At 70.4% G+C, this 15798-nt stretch carries 15 protein-coding genes; 8 read left to right on the top strand and 7 right to left on the bottom strand.

Annotated features, from left to right (window positions below; translation table 11 throughout):
* Window positions 1-16 precede the first annotated feature (16 nt).
* The 4 genes from AB0O21_RS27665 to AB0O21_RS27650 all read left to right on the top strand — a co-directional run bounded on the left by AB0O21_RS27665 (window position 17) and on the right by AB0O21_RS27650 (window position 4132).
* Entirely contained in the window at window positions 17-1402 is a 1386-nt protein-coding gene (locus AB0O21_RS27665) for an NtaA/DmoA family FMN-dependent monooxygenase (RefSeq protein WP_365175309.1), read from the top strand.
* The gene (locus AB0O21_RS27660) at window positions 1399-2445 is read left to right on the top strand and encodes an LLM class flavin-dependent oxidoreductase (protein ID WP_365175307.1); all 1047 of its coding nucleotides are present in this window, start codon (window positions 1399-1401) and stop codon (window positions 2443-2445) included. The genes AB0O21_RS27665 and AB0O21_RS27660 overlap by 4 nt, the downstream gene beginning before the upstream one ends.
* 12 nt (window positions 2446-2457) lie before the next feature.
* On the top strand, window positions 2458-3576 hold the full coding sequence (locus AB0O21_RS27655; protein WP_365175305.1) for an LLM class flavin-dependent oxidoreductase: 1119 nt from the start codon (window positions 2458-2460) through the stop codon (window positions 3574-3576).
* A gap of 406 nt (window positions 3577-3982) precedes the next feature.
* Complete coding sequence (locus tag AB0O21_RS27650) at window positions 3983-4132, top strand: hypothetical protein (RefSeq protein ID WP_365175304.1); 150 nt, start codon at window positions 3983-3985, stop codon at window positions 4130-4132.
* Window positions 4133-4204: 72 nt separating this feature from the next.
* Here AB0O21_RS27650 and AB0O21_RS27645 read toward each other — a convergent pair whose 3' ends face one another.
* The 3 genes from AB0O21_RS27645 to AB0O21_RS27635 all read right to left on the bottom strand — a co-directional run bounded on the left by AB0O21_RS27645 (window position 4205) and on the right by AB0O21_RS27635 (window position 7212).
* Complete coding sequence (locus AB0O21_RS27645; protein ID WP_365175302.1) at window positions 4205-5302, bottom strand: alpha/beta hydrolase; 1098 nt, start codon at window positions 5300-5302, stop codon at window positions 4205-4207.
* A gap of 93 nt (window positions 5303-5395) precedes the next feature.
* Complete coding sequence (locus AB0O21_RS27640) at window positions 5396-6400, bottom strand: NADP-dependent oxidoreductase (protein ID WP_365175300.1); 1005 nt, start codon at window positions 6398-6400, stop codon at window positions 5396-5398.
* A 125-nt stretch (window positions 6401-6525) separates the two neighbouring features.
* Window positions 6526-7212: an SDR family oxidoreductase gene (locus AB0O21_RS27635; RefSeq protein WP_365175388.1), complete on the bottom strand. Its 687-nt coding sequence runs from the start codon at window positions 7210-7212 to the stop codon at window positions 6526-6528.
* 115 nt (window positions 7213-7327) lie between these two features.
* Between AB0O21_RS27635 and AB0O21_RS27630 the strand changes: the two genes are divergently transcribed.
* Together AB0O21_RS27630 and AB0O21_RS27625 are read left to right on the top strand one after the other, a co-directional pair.
* On the top strand, window positions 7328-7888 hold the full coding sequence (locus tag AB0O21_RS27630) for a TetR/AcrR family transcriptional regulator (RefSeq protein ID WP_365175298.1): 561 nt from the start codon (window positions 7328-7330) through the stop codon (window positions 7886-7888).
* Window positions 7889-8172: 284 nt separating this feature from the next.
* A complete protein-coding gene (locus tag AB0O21_RS27625; protein ID WP_365175296.1) occupies window positions 8173-9036 on the top strand; it encodes an MBL fold metallo-hydrolase in 864 nt (287 codons plus the stop codon).
* A 210-nt stretch (window positions 9037-9246) separates the two neighbouring features.
* Here the strand turns inward: AB0O21_RS27625 and AB0O21_RS27620 are convergent, their stop codons facing one another.
* The 4 genes from AB0O21_RS27620 to AB0O21_RS27605 form a co-directional block, all read right to left on the bottom strand.
* The gene (locus AB0O21_RS27620; RefSeq protein WP_365175294.1) at window positions 9247-10470 is read right to left on the bottom strand and encodes a beta-ketoacyl-[acyl-carrier-protein] synthase family protein; all 1224 of its coding nucleotides are present in this window, start codon (window positions 10468-10470) and stop codon (window positions 9247-9249) included.
* Window positions 10471-10547: 77 nt separating this feature from the next.
* Entirely contained in the window at window positions 10548-10775 is a 228-nt protein-coding gene (locus tag AB0O21_RS27615; RefSeq protein ID WP_365175292.1) for a phosphopantetheine-binding protein, read from the bottom strand.
* Between the two features lie 105 nt (window positions 10776-10880).
* The gene (locus AB0O21_RS27610) at window positions 10881-11243 is read right to left on the bottom strand and encodes an acyl carrier protein (RefSeq protein ID WP_365175290.1); all 363 of its coding nucleotides are present in this window, start codon (window positions 11241-11243) and stop codon (window positions 10881-10883) included.
* Window positions 11240-13072, bottom strand: coding sequence for a fatty acyl-AMP ligase (locus tag AB0O21_RS27605; RefSeq protein ID WP_365175288.1), 1833 nt, complete (start codon window positions 13070-13072; stop codon window positions 11240-11242). Before AB0O21_RS27605 ends, AB0O21_RS27610 begins: the two co-directional genes overlap by 4 nt.
* A 576-nt stretch (window positions 13073-13648) precedes the next feature.
* Here AB0O21_RS27605 and AB0O21_RS27600 point away from each other — a divergent pair.
* Together AB0O21_RS27600 and AB0O21_RS27595 are read left to right on the top strand one after the other, a co-directional pair.
* A complete protein-coding gene (locus AB0O21_RS27600; protein ID WP_365175286.1) occupies window positions 13649-14761 on the top strand; it encodes a wax ester/triacylglycerol synthase domain-containing protein in 1113 nt (370 codons plus the stop codon).
* Between the two features lie 59 nt (window positions 14762-14820).
* Window positions 14821-15795, top strand: a complete 975-nt coding sequence (locus AB0O21_RS27595; protein WP_365175284.1) for an SDR family oxidoreductase — start codon at window positions 14821-14823, stop codon at window positions 15793-15795.
* Window positions 15796-15798: the final 3 nt, after the last annotated feature.

The following is a 15798-nucleotide window of genomic DNA, read 5'->3' as shown; positions in this document are numbered from 1 at the left end:
GAACCGGAAGGACACCATGAGCACCAAGCCGCTCAAGCAGATCCATCTTGCGGCCCACTTCCCCGGGGTCAACAACACCACGGTGTGGAGCGACCCCGCGGCCGGCAGCCACATCGAGTTCGACTCCTTCGTCCGCTTCGCGCAGACCGCCGAACGCGCCAAGTTCGACTTCCTCTTCCTCGCCGAAGGGCTCCGCCTGCGCGAACAAGGCGGGAAGATATACGACTTGGATGTGGTCGGGAGGCCGGACACCTTCACCGTGCTCGCCGCGCTGGCTGCCGTCACCGAGCACCTCGGCCTGACCGGCACCATCAACTCCACCTTCAACGAGCCCTACGAAGTGGCCCGCCAGTTCGCCTCGCTGGACCACCTCTCCGAGGGCCGGGCCGCCTGGAACGTGGTCACCTCCTGGGACGCCTTCACCGGGGAGAACTTCCGGCGCGGCGGATTCCTGCCCCGCGAGGACCGCTACACCCGGGCCCGGGAGTTCCTGGCCACCGCGACCGAGCTGTTCGACTCCTGGGACGGCACCCAGGTCACCGCCGACCCCGTCTCCGGCACCTTCCTGCGCGACGCACGCGCCGGGGCCTTCGCCCACCAGGGCCGCCACTTCGACATCGAGGGCCGCTTCAACGTGCCGCGCGGCCCCCAGGGCCGCCCGGTGGTCTTCCAGGCCGGCGACTCCGACGAAGGCCGCGAGTTCGCCGCCGCATCCGCCGACGCCATCTTCGGCCGGTACGCGACCCTGGAGGAAGGCCGGGAGTTCTACGCCGACGTCAAGGGACGCCTGCCCCGGTACGGCCGCCGCCCGGAGGAGTTGCTGATCCTGCCGGCCGCCACCTTCGCCCTGGCCGACACCGACGCCCAGGCCCGCGAACTCGCCCACGAGGTAAGGCGCTCCCAGGTCAGCGGGGCCACCGCGATCAAGTACCTGGAACACGTCTGGAACCGCGACCTGTCCGGCTACGACCCGGACGGACCGCTCCCGGACGTCGACCCCGACCCCGGCGAGAACACCATCGCCCTCGGCCGCGCGAGCGTACGGCAGTTCCGCGACCCGTTGGCCACCGCGCGTCAGTGGCGCGAGCTCGCCGAGGCCAAGAACCTCTCCATCCGCGAGCTGGTGATCGCCACCACCGCCAAGCAGACCTTCGTCGGCTCTCCCGCGACCGTCGCCGAGTCCATCAACAGCCTGGTGCAGGCGGACGCCGCCGACGGCTTCATCCTGGTCCCGCACATCACCCCCGACGGACTGGAGGGCTTCGCCGACACCGTCGTCCCCCTCCTTCAGGAACGCGGCGTCTTCCGCAGCGAGTACACCGGCACCACCCTGCGCGACCACCTCGGACTCGACGTGCCGGCGGTCCGGCCGGCCGGCGAGCGGCAGGCCACGGCCTCGTGAAGTTCCTGGCCATCACGCTGATCGTGCACGCCCCGGACCCGGTTACGGGCCGGCTGACCCCCGTCCGCAAGCGGTTCCGCGAGGTCGTCGACAGCGCGCTGGCGGCGGAGGAGCTCGGCTTCGACGGTTTCGGGGTCGGGGAGCGGCACGAGCGGCCGTTCCTGTCGTCCTCGCCGCCGGTGGTGCTCTCCCACATCGCCGCGCTGACCCGCCGGATCCGGCTCTTCACCGCCGTCACCACGCTGAGCCTGCTCGACCCCGTCCGGGCGTACGAGGACTACGCGACGCTGGACCACCTGTCCGGCGGTCGGCTGGAGCTGATGATCGGCAAGGGCAACGGCACGGCCCAGCGGGAGCTGTTCCACGTCACGCCCGAGGACCAGTGGGAGCGCAACAGCGAGGGTTACGAGCTGCTGCGGCGGCTCTGGCGCGAGGACCGGGTGACGGCGGAGCCCCGGTTCCGGCCGGCGCTGAAGGACGCCGAGGTGCTGCCCCGCCCCGGTGGGCTGCCCCCGCGGGTGTGGCACGGCAGCGCGACCAGCCGGGAGTCCGTGGACCTCGCCGCCCGCTACGGAGATCCGCTGTTCTCCGCGAACGTAACCCATCCGATCGGCCCGTACGCCGAGCTGATCCGCCACTACCGGGAGCGCTGGGAGCACTACGGGCACGACCCGACGCTCGCCGTGGTGGGCGCGGGTACGGCCGGCTTCCACGCGGCCCGCACCTCGCAGCAGGCGGTGGCGGCGTACCGGCCGGCCTTCGAGCAGTACCTCGCCTTCCACAAACACGCCGGCGTGGAACCGGTGTTCCCGCACCTGGACGACTTCGTGGAGCGCAGCTCCGCGCTGATCGGCAGCCCCCAGCAGATCGTCGAGAAGGTGCACCGCTACCACGAGCAGTTCGGCCACACCGTCCTGCACCTGCAGGCCGAGCCGGGCGGTCTCCCGCCGGCCGCCCACCGCGCCTCGCTGGAGCTGTTCCAGTCCGAGATCGCGCCGGTGCTGCGCCGCGAGATCCCCGATCCCCCCTTCGCCGATCTGTAAGGAGACCTGGCCATGTCCGGCATCCCGCTCGGGGTCCTCGACCTCATCCCGATCCCCTCCGGCTCCACCGCCGCCGACGCCCTGCACAACAGCATCGATCTGGCCCGGCAGACGGAACAACTCGGCTACGCACGCTACTGGTTCGCCGAGCACCACCTCAATCCCGGTGTCGCCGGGACCTCCCCGGCAGTGGTGCTGGCCCTGACCGCCTCCGCCACCTCCACGATCCGGATCGGCTCCGGGGCCGTACAGCTCGGCCATCGCACGGCGCTGTCCACGGTCGAGGAGTTCGGCCTGATCGACGCCCTGCACCCGGGCCGCCTCGACCTGGGCCTGGGCCGCTCGGCGGGCCGGCCTCCGCAGCGGGCCGGGGAGGCGGAGCCCTTCGTCGGACACACCCCGAACGGGCTGCGCATCCCGGAGCGCTTCTCCTTCGCGCACTTGTCGGGCCATCCCCGGTTCGTGCTCCAGCAGAAGCTGCTGAACCTGCCCGGTGCCCAGCCGCAGGACTACGGCGAGCAGGTCGACGACGTCCTCGCGCTGCTGCGCGGCGAGTACCGGTCCGGCGAGGGCATCGAGGCGCACGTCGTCCCCGGCGAGGGGGCCGACGTACAGGTGTGGATCCTGGGCAGCAGCGGCGGCCAGAGTGCCGAGACGGCCGGCCGCAACGGCCTGCGGTTCGCCGCGAACTACCACGTCAGCCCGGCGAGCGTGCTGGAGGCGGCCGAGGGCTACCGGGCCGCGTTCAAACCCTCCGCCGAACTGGACCGCCCGTACGTCACCGTGTCCGCCGACGTGGTCGTGGCCGAGGACGACGCCACGGCCCGCGAACTGGCCGCCGGATACGCGCCCTGGGTACGCAGCATCCGCACGGCCGAAGGCGCCATCCCCTTCCCGTCCCCGGGAGAGGCACGGGCGCTGACAGGCACCTGGACGGACGCTGACCGGAAGGTGGTGGCCGACCGGGTGGAGACGCAGTTCGTCGGCTCGCCGCGGACCGTCGCCGATCACCTCGAACGGCTCCAGGAGGCCACTCGCGCCGACGAGCTGCTGATCACCACGATCACGCACGACCACGCCGACAGGGTCCGCTCCTACCGTCTCCTGGCCGAGGAATGGCGCCGCCGCTGACGTGCCCGCCGGGCCGTGCGGGGCGCCGGCTTGCCTGCGTCGTCACCACGATTTCAGATCGGCAGCGCGAGTGCTGGGCGTCACATGCGGGATGGGGGCAGCCCGCTTTGAGGGACCGGCCAGAGGTTTGGCAGGCATGCGCGGTGGCACTCAATCCGTGTCGACACCCCCGAGCGGCCGCCCGGGGTGACGGCTGGTTGGGGACCAGTTGGGGACCAGCGCCACTGCCCGCTGGGGGTCAAGGGGTCGCAGGTTCAAATCCTGTCGTCCCGACCATGCTTTTAGCAGGTCGGAGGCCGTTCTCTCATCCATGAGAGGACGGCCTTTCGTGCGTCCGGAGCCATGGTGGTCGCAGCCACGCCGTGCGGCCCGTTTGATGGCTGGCCTTTTCGGCTCCGGTGAGGGTGTGGTCGATGGTGTTGACGGCTTCGCGGGCTGCCTGCTGGGTGAGTGGCTGTGGAGGTTGGCGGCCGTCGACAGGGTGGAGTGCCGCAGGGTCTTGGAGACGACGGTGAGCGGCACGTCGGCGGTGATGGTGATGGTGGCGGCCAGGTGACGCAGGTCGTGCACCGTGATCCTGGGGACATCAGCTCGCCGCCGGCCGCGGCGAGTTACTTCACCACAGACCTCACCCGTACAGCTGTGCAGAACCGTTTCCGTCCCGCCTCGTTGAAACCGGCAGGGTGCGGCCGGGTGGCGAGGTGGATCCGGCATGCGGTGTGGAGGGTGTTCTCGGGGGTGCCGCTGGGACTGCTGGCGGACAGGAGGGCGTCTGATCGAGGGCGGCCCGGCTCGCCCGGCCGCGCCCGGGACGGGACGGCGGGGGATGTGGCATCAGCGGCCAGGCGTCGGGCCGTGCTTCGAGGAATGCGAGGGCCCTGGCCGCGAACGCTTCGTGGAACTGGAAGATTCCGCCGTGTCCGGCGTCCGGGTAGAGGGGGACGAGTTTGCCCCGGGGCAGCCGCGCGGCGAGGTCGAGTGTGTTCTCGCTCGGCACCATCCGGTCGCTCTCGCCGTTGGCCACCAGGACTGGCTGGCGGATGCGGGACAGGTCGGCCGACGGCTGGAGGCCCCACCGGTGGATGGCCTTCAGCTGGGCGCGGAACGACCTCAGCGAGATGGCTTTGTCGCGGTGGTCCGTGCGCTCCTTCAGCCGTTCCAGGAAGGCGCGCGCTTCCCTTCGGCCGTGTTCAGTGTCGGTGAAGAAGAGGAACTGCTTGGCGTCCTTGCGGGTCAGGAAGCCCTTCAGGATGTCCCGGAGGGTGAGTGCGGTGACCTTGTCGATGCCCGGGCCTCCGGCGGGGCCTGTGCCCGCGAGGATGACCCTGCGCACCAGCTGCGGTTCCTCGGCTGCGATGACCTGGGCGATGAAGCCGCCCAGCGACAGGCCGAGCAGGTCGACCTGCTCGAAGCCCAAGGCTCGGATGAACAGCACCGCATCGCGGGCCATCGCTTCAATGGTGTCGGGGGTGGAACCGCCCGACGCGCCGACTCCGCGGTTGTCGAAGGTGATCACCCGACGCCGGGCGGCGAGTCCGTCGATGACGCGGGGGTCCCAGTCGTCCAGGACCGCGGTGAGGTGGTGGAGCATGATCAGCGGTACGCCGTCTCCTTCCGGGCCGAGCTGCCGGTAGACGAAGTCGACGCCGCGCACGGACACCGAAAGGGTCGGCACGTCCTTGTACGACGACGGGGCGGGCGTGGGGGAACTGCGCGGTGCGCTCATGATCGGTTCCTGGGGGTGCGGAAGGCAGGGGTGGCGGGAGGCGGGATCCTCTCGCTACACGGGGCCTGTCGGTGGTGTGGCGAGTGCCGGCCCTCACGCCATCGCGATGACGACCTTGCCGGCCTTGGCGCGGCCCTTCTCGGCGTACTCCATGGCTTCGCGGGTCTGGTCGAAGGGGAAGACGCGGTCGACGACGGGGCGGATTGCTCCGGCGTCGACGAGCCGGGTGAGTTCGCGCAGCTGCTCGCCGCCGGCCTTCATGAACAGGAAGGAGTAGGTCACGCCCTGGCGCTTCGCGTGGCGCCGGGTCTTCCAGCTCAGCGCGTTCATCGCCTGCCGCAGGACCAGGCTCGCGCCCAGTTCGCGGGCGAAGTCCGCGTCGGGAGGCCCAGCGATGCTGATGACCTTCCCGCCTGGCTTGAGGACCCGCAGGGACTTCTCCAGGGTCTCGCCGCCGAGGGTGTCCAGGACGACGTCATAGCCGTCCAGGACCTCCTCGAAGTCCTGTGTCCGGTAGTCGATGACGACGTCCGCGCCGAGTTCCTTGACCAGGGCGGCGTTGGCCGCGCCGGCGGTGGTGGCCACGTGCGCGCCCAGATGCCTGGCCAGCTGGATGGCGATGGTGCCCACTCCGCCGGAACCCGCGTGGATCAGGACCTTCTGGCCCGGCTGGATCTGCGCCCTCTCGACCAGCGCCTGCCATGAGGTGAGGGCTACCAGGGGAAGGGAGGCGGCCTCCGCCATGGTGAGGGTGGCCGGCTTGTGGGCCAGGTCGTTCTGGTGGACGGCGATGAGTTCGGCAAAGGTGCCGATGCGGTCCTTGTCGGGCCGGGCGTAGACCTCGTCACCCACCGCGAACCGGGTGACGGCCGAGCCGACCTGGACCACCACTCCGGCGAGGTCGTTGCCCAGCACGAGAGGGAGGCGGTACGGGAGGATCATCCTGAAGGCACCGTCGCGGATCTTGAAGTCCAGCGGGTTGACGCTCGCCGCATGGATCTTGACCAGCACGTCGTCGGCGCCCGGCTCCGGATCGGGCATCTCGGCGGCGCGCACCGCGGACTGGTCACCGTACTTCTCGATCAAGTAGGTCTTCATCGCCGTCTCCCTGTCTCGTCCGCACAGGGACGGGATCTCCGCTCGCTTCGGCTGCCCCGGTACGAGATGCTTTCTGGCATTCACTGCTGGTTCATGACGCCCCACGCCGATGCGGCGGGCGCGCCTCACGCTGCGTTCGGCGATGCGGCCAGGCTCCGCTTCACGTGCCGGGTGGTCTCGTCGGCGAGGATCTCGTGCAGTCCTCGCTCGATGCCGGACAGGGCCTGGGCGGCGACCTCGGCGGGGTCGGTCTTCTGGTCGGCGGGAACGCCGACGGCCATGTCGGTGTCCATGTATCCGACGTGCAGTGCCGTGATGGTGATGCGGCGGGGCGCCAGTTCCTCTCGGGTCGCGCCGGTCAGCGCCCATGCCGCGGCCTTCGCCGCGGCGTAGGCGCCGAGGTCGGCCGGGTGCAGCCAGGACAGGACCGACAGCACGTTGAGCACGCCGCCGCCGCCGTTGGACTCGATGACCGGGGCGAAAGCCCGCGTCACGGCGAGCGGGCCGAAGAAGTTCACCTCCATCTCCAGGCGCACCACGTCCGGGCTGCCGGCGATCAACGGCGTTCCGGTGGAGATGCCGGCATTGTTGACCAGCAGCGTCGCGTCGGAGGCGGTGTGAGCCGCGGCCCGGATCGACTCCGCGTCCGTCACGTCGAGCCGCAGCGGGATGACGCCCGGAAGGTCCACCGTTTCGGGGCGACGGGCCGCCGCGTACACCTTGGCCCCGCGTTCCACGAGCTGGGCGGCCAGATGCCGCCCGAGCCCCCGGTTGGCGCCGGTGACCACTGCTACCGCGTCCTTCAGTTCCATGCCCACTCCCAGCGCCACGGCCGCCGTCAAGCGGCCCACACAAATTAGATTACTACTGCAATCTAAACACTGATCTAAGATAGATGCCAGTCGACATCCAATCGGGAGGTGGCCGATGGGCCGCGTATCGCAGGCACAGGCGGAGGAGAACCGTCGGCGGGTCGTTGAAACCGCGTCCCGACTGTTCCGGGAACAGGGGACCCACGTAAGCGTCGCCGACCTCATGAAGGCGGCCGGTATGACCCACGGCGGCTTCTACAAGCAGTTCGCCTCCAAGGAGGCACTCATCGACGAAGCCACCGCCCACGCGTTCGGCGAACTCGCCCAGCACCACAGGGACGGGCTCGATCAGTACGCTGGGCAGCGCGACGCCGCCCAGCGGGCGCTGATCGACACCTACCTCTCCGCCGAGCACCGCGACAGCGCGGCAGACGGGTGCCCCGCCGCCGCACTCGCCACCGACATGGCCCGCGACGGCGGAGAAAGCGAGGCCCGCCGCGTCTACACCCAGGGAGTGGGCGACTTCGCCGACTGGCTCGACACCAAGGACCAGGACGGCATAACCCGGTTGTGCACCATGCTCGGCGCACTCGTCCTGTCCCGGGCCACCAAAGGCTCCCCGCTCTCCGAGGAGATCCTCACCACCGCACGCGAGGCACTGACGGCCACCAACTGACCGGAACCACCGTGCAGGGCGGCACGCCGTAGGCAGGGTGCGCTTCTTCGCACCCTGCCGTCATCCACTGCGCCACGAGCAAGGACGTGATCGGCGGACGGCGGACGGCGGACGGCGGTGGGCTGGTCGTCGTGTTGCGGATCCGATGCGGGCCCGCAGGATTGGTCTTGGGAATCAGGTTGGCGGCTCGTCGAGTCCCCAGCCCCTGGGTTCCAAGGCCATCGCGATCGACCAAACCGAGTGGGTCGGCCTGGCTCTCAACGAGAGTGGAAGGGAGCCACGACATGCCGGAAGCCACATCGGCGCTGCAGTACGAGACGTTGTGCATGCGTCGGTCGGGTCTGACCCGCGACCTGCCGCTGGGCACCCCGGAAGAGCTCCAGTGGGTGGTCAACACCGCGACGCTGATCTTCGGTGAGCGTGACGCTGCGCTGGTCGACACGTTCCTCACCGTCGAACAGAACCAGCAGCTCGTCGACTGGGTGAAGGCGCACGACCGCAACCTGGCCTACGTCTACATCACGCACGGCCACGGCGACCACGGCTTCGGCGTGAAGCAGCTCCTTGAGGCCTTTCCCGAGGCCAAGGCGGTCTCGACCGCCGCAGCCGTGGCCAAGGCGAGGTTCGAGGGCACGCCGCCCTACGTCGATACCTTCTGGACCTCGCGCTTTCCCGGACAGGTCCCGCTGCCGCAGGTCTTCCCGGAAGTCCTGGACGGCGACACCTTCACCCTCGAAGGCCACGAGCTGCGGGCAGTCGAGACCGGCTTCACCGACTGCGAGGGCAGCACCGCACTGTGGGTGCCGGATCTCCGGCTCGTCGTGGCCGGCGACGTCGCCTACAACGGCATCCACCAGTACATGGGCGAGACCACCACCACGTCACGCGAGGAGTGGATGCGCGCCACCGACACCCTTGCCGCACTCGACCCCGCCTACGTCGTCGCCGGCCACAAGAACCCCGACCTGCCCGACGACCCGAAGATCCTGGCCGAGACCAAGAAGTACCTGGCGGACTTCAACCGGCTCGACGCCGAGACGAAGACCGCGGCCGAACTGTACGAGGCGATGCGCGCCCTGTACCCGACCCGAGCCAACCCGGGCTCGCTCTGGGGCGGGGCAAAGCGGGCCAAGGCGCCATCGCAGTAGCGTCACGCCCGGCCAACCGCAGCGACCGCTCGAACAGCGCTCAGACTCGCCAACCAGGACGTAAGCAAGTTCAGCCTGCGTTACGAGGGCAACGTCCCCCAGCTCGTCATCAGCGGTGGACCCATCTTCCCGTCCCTTCTCGCTGCCGTGGATGAGACGGGCAAGATCGTCGCGTCGCACAGGGCAGGGCAGGCTGGCCTCGCACCCCGTTTACGGAGTGTGGAAGGCGAGGACGACGTTGTGGCCGCCGAACCCGAAGGAGTTGCTGAGCGCTGCGGTCACGCGCTGCTCTGCTGCGGTGCGGATGACGAGGTTGAGGTCGACGCCCGGGTCCGGGTTCTCGAGGTTGGCGGTGGGCGGGATCAGTGAGTGCTGGATGCTCAGCACAGTCAGGGCCGCTTCGACGGCGCCGCTGGCGCCGAGGGAGTGGCCCAGGACGCCCTTGGTCGAGGACACCGCAGGACTGTGGGGCAGGACCGCGCGCAGGCTGTGGGCTTCGACGGCGTCGTTGAGGCGGGTCGACGTGCCGTGAGCGTTGACGTAGCCGATGTCGCTGCTATTCAGTCCCGCGTCGGTGAGGGCGGAGTGCATGGCCGCTTTGATGCCGCGGCCCTCTGGGTGGGGTGTGGTGGGGTGGTAGGCGTCGGTCGTGGATCCGCAGCCGGCCAGCAGGGCCCGGGGCCGGTGCCCGCGGGCCGCCGTGTCTTCGGCGCGTTCGAGGACGAGGATGGCCGCGGCCTCGCCGAGGACGAATCCGTCGCGGGCCGCATCGAAAGGACGGGACGCGGCTGCGGGATCGTCACAGCGACCGGAGAGCGCCCCGAGCTGGGCGAGACCGGTCATGACCAGCGGCGTGTTGCAGGCTTCGGTGCCGCCGGTGATGACGACATCGCACTGGCGTGAGGTGAGCAGGTCGCGTGCGATGACGATGGCGGTGGCGCCGGAGGCGCAGGCGGTCCCGGTGGCCAGGCTCGGCCCCCGGGCGCAGGTGGCAAGGGCGACCTCCCCGGCGGGGGTGCTGGGACCGATCATCGGCAGCAGCAAGGGTGAGACCCGACGGGGCCCGAATTCGTGCAGACGCCTGCCCTGGGTTTCCCACGTGTGTGACGCGCCTACGCCGCAGCCGATGACGACTCCCACACGAGCACCGTCCCACACGGTGGGGTCAAGGCCGGCGTCATGCAGGGCTTCCTTGGCGGCGATGACGGCCAGCTGGCTGGAGCGGTCCAGGCGGTGCGCAGTACGGCGGCCCAGGACGTCGGCGGCGTCGAAGTGGGGCAGGGAGCAGCAGAAGTCGACGGGCAGACCGGCCAGCTGGTCGCTGGTGGCGGCCGTCGACTTACCGTCCAGGACTCCTTCCCAGGTGGCCTCCACGCCGATCCCGGCAGGAGTGAGCATGCCGAGCCCGGTGACGGCGATGGCGGGGCCGCTCACCACACACCTCCGTCGTGTGCGGCCAGACAGGGTAGGGCGATGGGGGCGGCGGTTCCGGGGGTTTGGCGTGTCACGGTCTATGCCTGCTGCGGCTGGGCGGCGTGCGTGAGTTGTGCTGCGGCCTGGGCCAGGGTGGTGTCCAGGGTCATGCCGTCGGCGCGGGCGTCGGCTTCTTCCGCTGCCATGACGGCCAGCTCGGTCAGGGACAGCGAGTCCATGTCCAGCTGGCGGAAGGTGGTCTGCGCCGTGACGTGCGAGGTGTCGATGCCGATCTCGAACAGCATCGCAACGAGCCTGTCGAACATACGGGTTGTCTCCATTGGCGGAAGGAAAGGTGGTACCGAGGGGTCAGCAGTGGTGGCCTTCGTGAGGATCGCCAGGTGCTCTGCTGGATCAGGGGCCCGCGGGGTTCAGCGAGGCAGGGTGTCCGATGAGATGCCATCAGTTCCGGACTCGTGGGCGGGTGTGCCATCGGCCTGGGGGACCGGGGCCGGTGTCGGCGGGGCTTGGCCGGCGCCGTGTGCGGCGGTATGGCCGGTGATGTGGGTGGAAAGCGCCTCGATAGTGGGGTGACGTCTCATGTCGGCGAGGGGCAGGGCCACTCCGTACCTTGCTTCCAGGTCGGCTGTGATGATCACCTCTTCCATCGAGGTGACGCCGAGTGCGTCCAGCGGCGTGTCCGGGTCGATGTCCTGCGGCGCCACTTCCAGGAGGGCGGCGATGTGCCCTGTCAGCCATTGACGGATCTCCACGGGTGAGGGGGACTGGCTCATGTGACCTCATTCCCGATCTCGTTCCCGCGCGGCGGGGTGTCTGTGGTGCTCACGGTGGCGAGGTAGTGGCGACGGCAGTCACCGCGCCGGAGTTTGCCGCTGGTGGTACGCGGCAGGGTGCCCCGTCTGGCGGCGACCACGTCGTGGGGGCGTACGCCGTGGCGTTCGGCGACCGCCGTCTGGACCCGGCGGCGCAGGCCGATGTCCTCGGCGGCGTCCGCGCCGGCGGCGAGTTCGACCACGACGATCAGACGGTCGCCTTCGGCATCGGTGCCCGGCACGGCGAAAGCGGCCACGCCGCCGGGTACGGCTTCGCCGATGGCCCGACGGACGGTGTCCTCGATATCGCTCGGGGCGTGGTTGGCGCCGTGGATGATGACGACGTCCTTCAGCCTGCCGAGTACGAACACCTCGCCCCCGTGCAGGAACCCGAGGTCGCCGGTGCGCAGCCAGCCGGGCCGGCTGCCGTGCGCGGTCTTGAGGGTGCGGTCGAACAACTCGGCGGAGCGCGCAGGCTGGCGCCAGTAGCCTGCCGCGATGTTGGGGCCGCGTAGCCAGAGTTCTCCGACCTGTCCCGGTTCACGCTCGACTCCGGTCTCCGGGTCGGCTACCCGTACCTCCTGCGCAACGGGCCGGCCGCAGCCCACCACCGTCGTCACGCGCTTCGAAGGTTGCCCCTCCACGCGGTCGTCCACGACGCGGACGCGGCCGGCTGAGAGCGCCTCGCTGTCCAGAGCCAGTTCAGTCCATCGCTGCCCCAGGCGGTTGCAGGCCACCAGCACGGTCGCCTCCGCCAGGCCGTAGCTGGGCTTGACCGCGTCACCGGCCAGACCGCAGGCCGCGAAGGCCTCGCTGAAGCGCCGCAGCGTGCCGGCACGCACGGGCTCGGCCCCGTTCGTCAGCACTCGGACACAGCTCAGGTCCAAGTCCAGCCCGGCGGGATCGGGAACCTTCCGTACGCACAGGTCGTAGGCGAAGTTCGGACCGCCACTGAAGTGAGCGCGGTGCGCATCCAGGAGCCGCAGCCACCGAACGGGCCGCTGGATGAACGCGAGCGGCGACATCAGCGCGAGATGTGCCCCGGCGAGCATCGGGGCGAGGACCCCGATCGACAGGCCCATGTCGTGAAAGAGCGGCAGCCAGCTCGCGATGGGGGTCTCGGCGGCCAAGCCGCACCCGTCGATGACCTGCCGGGTACTGGCGACCAGGTTGGCGTGTGTGATGACCGCCCCGGCGGGCCGCCCGGTGGAACCAGAGGTGTACTGCAGATACGCCGGCTCTTCCGGCCCAGCCCGGTACCCCGACCACCCGGCCGCCCACCCCGGGTCGGTCTCTTCCACCAGCCACACGGGAACCCGGCCGCCGGCCAGCTCCCGGCACGCGGCCGCGGCCGGTCCGACGGTGAGCAGGCACACCGGGTCCGCGTCGGCGAGCACGGCCGCCAGCTGGTTCTGGCGCCGGGGGTCCTCCGGCGGGAACAGCGGCACCGCCGTCATCCCGGCGTACAGACACGCAAGGAGTCCGAGGCCGTACTCGTTGCCCTGCGGGCACAGGACGGCGACTCGCGAGCCCCGGGGAAAGCCGGCTTCGAGGGCGGCCGCCAGCGCACGGGCCCGCACATCCACCTGGCCGAACGTCAGGTTCTGCCACAGGCCGCCCTCGTCGCGTCCGTAGCTGCCGAAGCTGAGCGCCGCACGGTCCCTCAGGCGAGCCGCGTGACCGTTCAGCACCGCGGGAAGCGGAGTCCAGCCGCCCTCCGGAACCGGGCGCGTGGAGCCGGCCCCACGGGCCACCGTCGAGGCGGGTCCCGTACGGGAGAGGTCAGGCATACCAACACGCCCCTTTGCACCGTGTCGCCGAGTTGTCCGTGGAAGAGTCGGCTGCCCTTCTCCCGGTGGAGCGGAGCTCGGCTCGTACCTCCCGCCTCTGCCACAAGAGCCGAGATGCCGGGCTGCGACCCGGCGGTGGGAGGGGAAAGGTTCGGCAAGCTGACCGCACAGCCGGGATTCCGCCGAAGCCGAGCAGTGGCGCGCTGCTGCAATCGGGTGAGGCTTTCCCCTGATCGGGTGGCCCCCCGAAAGGGTGGGCAGCCGTTCACCCGAGTACGCGCAGGTGCGCTGCCCCTCTCGGTGGCACCGACCGGCCGATGTCCACCCAGAAGCGCATCCATAGCGCGCCAGGGATCGTTCCATCGAAGGCACGCCCGACCCTCTGAGCACACGTCCACGAGCGGAGCACGAGTGAAAGCGCCCACCCGCACCGGCCCCAGCGCCGACGCGCAACACCACGACCGCACGCTCAGCACCGTCGCAGCCCCCGGGCCGACCGACTTGGCAGCGAATGCCTCACCCCCTGGGAAAGTCGGCCCCGCGGGCGCAGAGTGCAGCCCTCACCAGGACCGCGCCATGCTCGAGTGGTCACGCCGGCGTCCCGATGACGGCCTCGTCCTTGGCGTCATACTGAGGCTGCGAGGCCCCAAGCCCACCGCCGAGCAGGTCGCCGCGCTCGTCACAGCCCGTCTGCCACACCTGCCCGTGCTCGCGGAGTGCCTGGACGGCCCGGTCGGCGCAGAGGTCTGGCGTCCGGACCGTGCCTTCGACGCCCGCCGGCACGTCCACGTCCTCGGCCAGGCGGCCGACCTGACCCGCTCGGCGCAGATGCTGGCCAATCAGCCGTTGCGGGAGGACCGGCCGCGCTGGGGGCTGTGGATCGGGGACAGCGAACGCGAGGGCGAGTACCTGCTGGGCTACCGCGTCCACCATGCCGCCCAGGACGGAGTCGCGGCCGCGCACACCATCAGGCGCCTGTTCGACGCCCGCGCCCAGGCCGTCCCGCCCAGTGGAGCACCCGAGAACGCCGGTCAGGCGGCCACTGCGCTCTCCGGCACTCAGAGCCGCCTGCTGGCCACGGCAGATGTGCCCATGGAGGCGATGCGTGCCATCAGCCGCGGCACGGGCGCCTCCATCAACGACATCTACCTCGCCGCCCTGGCCGGAGCCCTGCGTGCCTGGCTGCCACCCGCCGACCGTGACCAGCCGGCCCCCGTACGGGTCCCCTTCAGCGTGCGCCTGCGTGATGAGCGCCAGGACCGGGGCAATCGGCTGGGATACACGCGCTTGCTCCTGCCGGTCGACGAGCCGATGCCTGCACACAGGCTGACGCGAGTGGTCCAGCGAACGGCCGACTGGCCACGGGAACGAACCCGAAGGCTCCTGGACCGCATGCCGCACCACCTGCTGTGGAAGCACATCGCAGCCTCCCTCACCCCCGGCGACTCCCTCGCCAGCGCCACCCTCCTCAGCATCCCCACGCCACTCGCCTTCAGCGGTTCACCCGTCATCGGCGGCATCGCCACGCCCCCGCTGGCCGCCGGGCACCTCTTCTCCAGCGTCCTGTTCCTGCACCGGACCGCGGCCACCATCTCCTTCACCGCACAACAGCAGCACCAGCACGTACGCGACCTGCCACGCCTGTGGCGAAGCGCGGTCGCCGAACTGGCCGCAGCCACCTGCCCCTGACACCCCCCACTCCGGCAGCGCAGATTCGCCGGGTACTCAGCCACGACCCGAGGAGCCTCGTGCACCCCTCACGCTCCACCGTCCTGCTCACCGGATCCACGGGAGTGATCGGCACGAGCCTCCTCCCCGCCCTCGCCGCACGACACGACGTCACCGCACTCGTTCGCAATCGAAAGCCTGACGGTCCCGCCGCATGTGTGGAAGGCGACCTCACCGCCGAAGGCCTGGGCATGAGCACCAGCGAACGCCGGGAACTGGCAGCGGAGATCGACATCATCGTGCACTGCGCCGGCCTCACGGGCATGGCCCCGCCCGACCCCACCGCGTTCGACACCGTCAACGTCGAAGGCACGCGCAGCATCCTGCACCTCGCCGAAGAGGCACGCGTACCCGTCCTGCTGCTCTCCTCCGCCGCAGCCGCCTTCCAGGTCCCCGGCGAGGACCTGACCGCCCGCTGCATGCGGGCCTACAGCAGCTCGAAGCGCCGAGCGGAAGAACTGGCCGCCCACTGCAGCCAGCCCGTCGCCGTCGTCCGCCCGGCCCTCCTGTTCGCCGCACGCAACGCCACCACCGCACCACTCCACCAGTTCCCCCACGCACTGATCGCCGCCCTCCTGCAGGGCCGCGCGGGCGGCCTGCCCGTCAACCCCGACCACTGGTGCGACGTCCTGCCCATCGAACTCCTCGTCGACTACCTCACGGCCCTGACGGATGCCCTGCTCCGCGGTGACAGCAGCGCAGCCACCCTTCACTGGGTCACCGCCGGCCAGGCTCGCCTGACGGCCGCCGATATGGAACGCGCCTGCCTGGACTACCTCACCGAAACGGGACGGCCCCCCACCGGACCGCTCCTCGCCCCGCCCGTGGCTTCGCGGCCGCGCAGCCACGGGATGGCCCGCATCGCACAACTCGGCTTCCAGCCCCCTGAACATCCCGCACTTCCCTGTCATCTGGACCGCCTGCTGCCTGGGCAGCTGACGCGTCAAAATGCCCTCGAAGCTCTGGCCCGCAGTGTGCGCCTATGCGCTGCATAGATG

The organism is Streptomyces sp. NPDC091371 (assembly GCF_040684275.1).
Lineage (GTDB): Bacteria > Actinomycetota > Actinomycetes > Streptomycetales > Streptomycetaceae > Streptomyces.
This window is presented reverse-complemented; position numbering and strand designations above follow the sequence as displayed.

What these genes read in the sequence shown, in the direction of transcription:
- AB0O21_RS27665 (WP_365175309.1), top strand. Translation starts at nt 17, where the DNA reads ATGAGCACCAAGCCGCTCAAGCAGATCCATCTTGCGGCCCACTTCCCC.
- AB0O21_RS27655 (WP_365175305.1), top strand. Translation starts at nt 2,458, where the DNA reads ATGTCCGGCATCCCGCTCGGGGTCCTCGACCTCATCCCGATCCCCTCC.
- AB0O21_RS27645 (WP_365175302.1), bottom strand. Translation starts at nt 5,302, where the DNA reads ATGAGCGCACCGCGCAGTTCCCCCACGCCCGCCCCGTCGTCGTACAAG.
- AB0O21_RS27640 (WP_365175300.1), bottom strand. Translation starts at nt 6,400, where the DNA reads ATGAAGACCTACTTGATCGAGAAGTACGGTGACCAGTCCGCGGTGCGC.
- AB0O21_RS27635 (WP_365175388.1), bottom strand. Translation starts at nt 7,212, where the DNA reads ATGGAACTGAAGGACGCGGTAGCAGTGGTCACCGGCGCCAACCGGGGG.
- AB0O21_RS27630 (WP_365175298.1), top strand. Translation starts at nt 7,328, where the DNA reads ATGGGCCGCGTATCGCAGGCACAGGCGGAGGAGAACCGTCGGCGGGTC.
- AB0O21_RS27625 (WP_365175296.1), top strand. Translation starts at nt 8,173, where the DNA reads ATGCCGGAAGCCACATCGGCGCTGCAGTACGAGACGTTGTGCATGCGT.
- AB0O21_RS27615 (WP_365175292.1), bottom strand. Translation starts at nt 10,775, where the DNA reads ATGTTCGACAGGCTCGTTGCGATGCTGTTCGAGATCGGCATCGACACC.
- AB0O21_RS27610 (WP_365175290.1), bottom strand. Translation starts at nt 11,243, where the DNA reads ATGAGCCAGTCCCCCTCACCCGTGGAGATCCGTCAATGGCTGACAGGG.
- AB0O21_RS27605 (WP_365175288.1), bottom strand. Translation starts at nt 13,072, where the DNA reads ATGCCTGACCTCTCCCGTACGGGACCCGCCTCGACGGTGGCCCGTGGG.
- AB0O21_RS27600 (WP_365175286.1), top strand. Translation starts at nt 13,649, where the DNA reads ATGCTCGAGTGGTCACGCCGGCGTCCCGATGACGGCCTCGTCCTTGGC.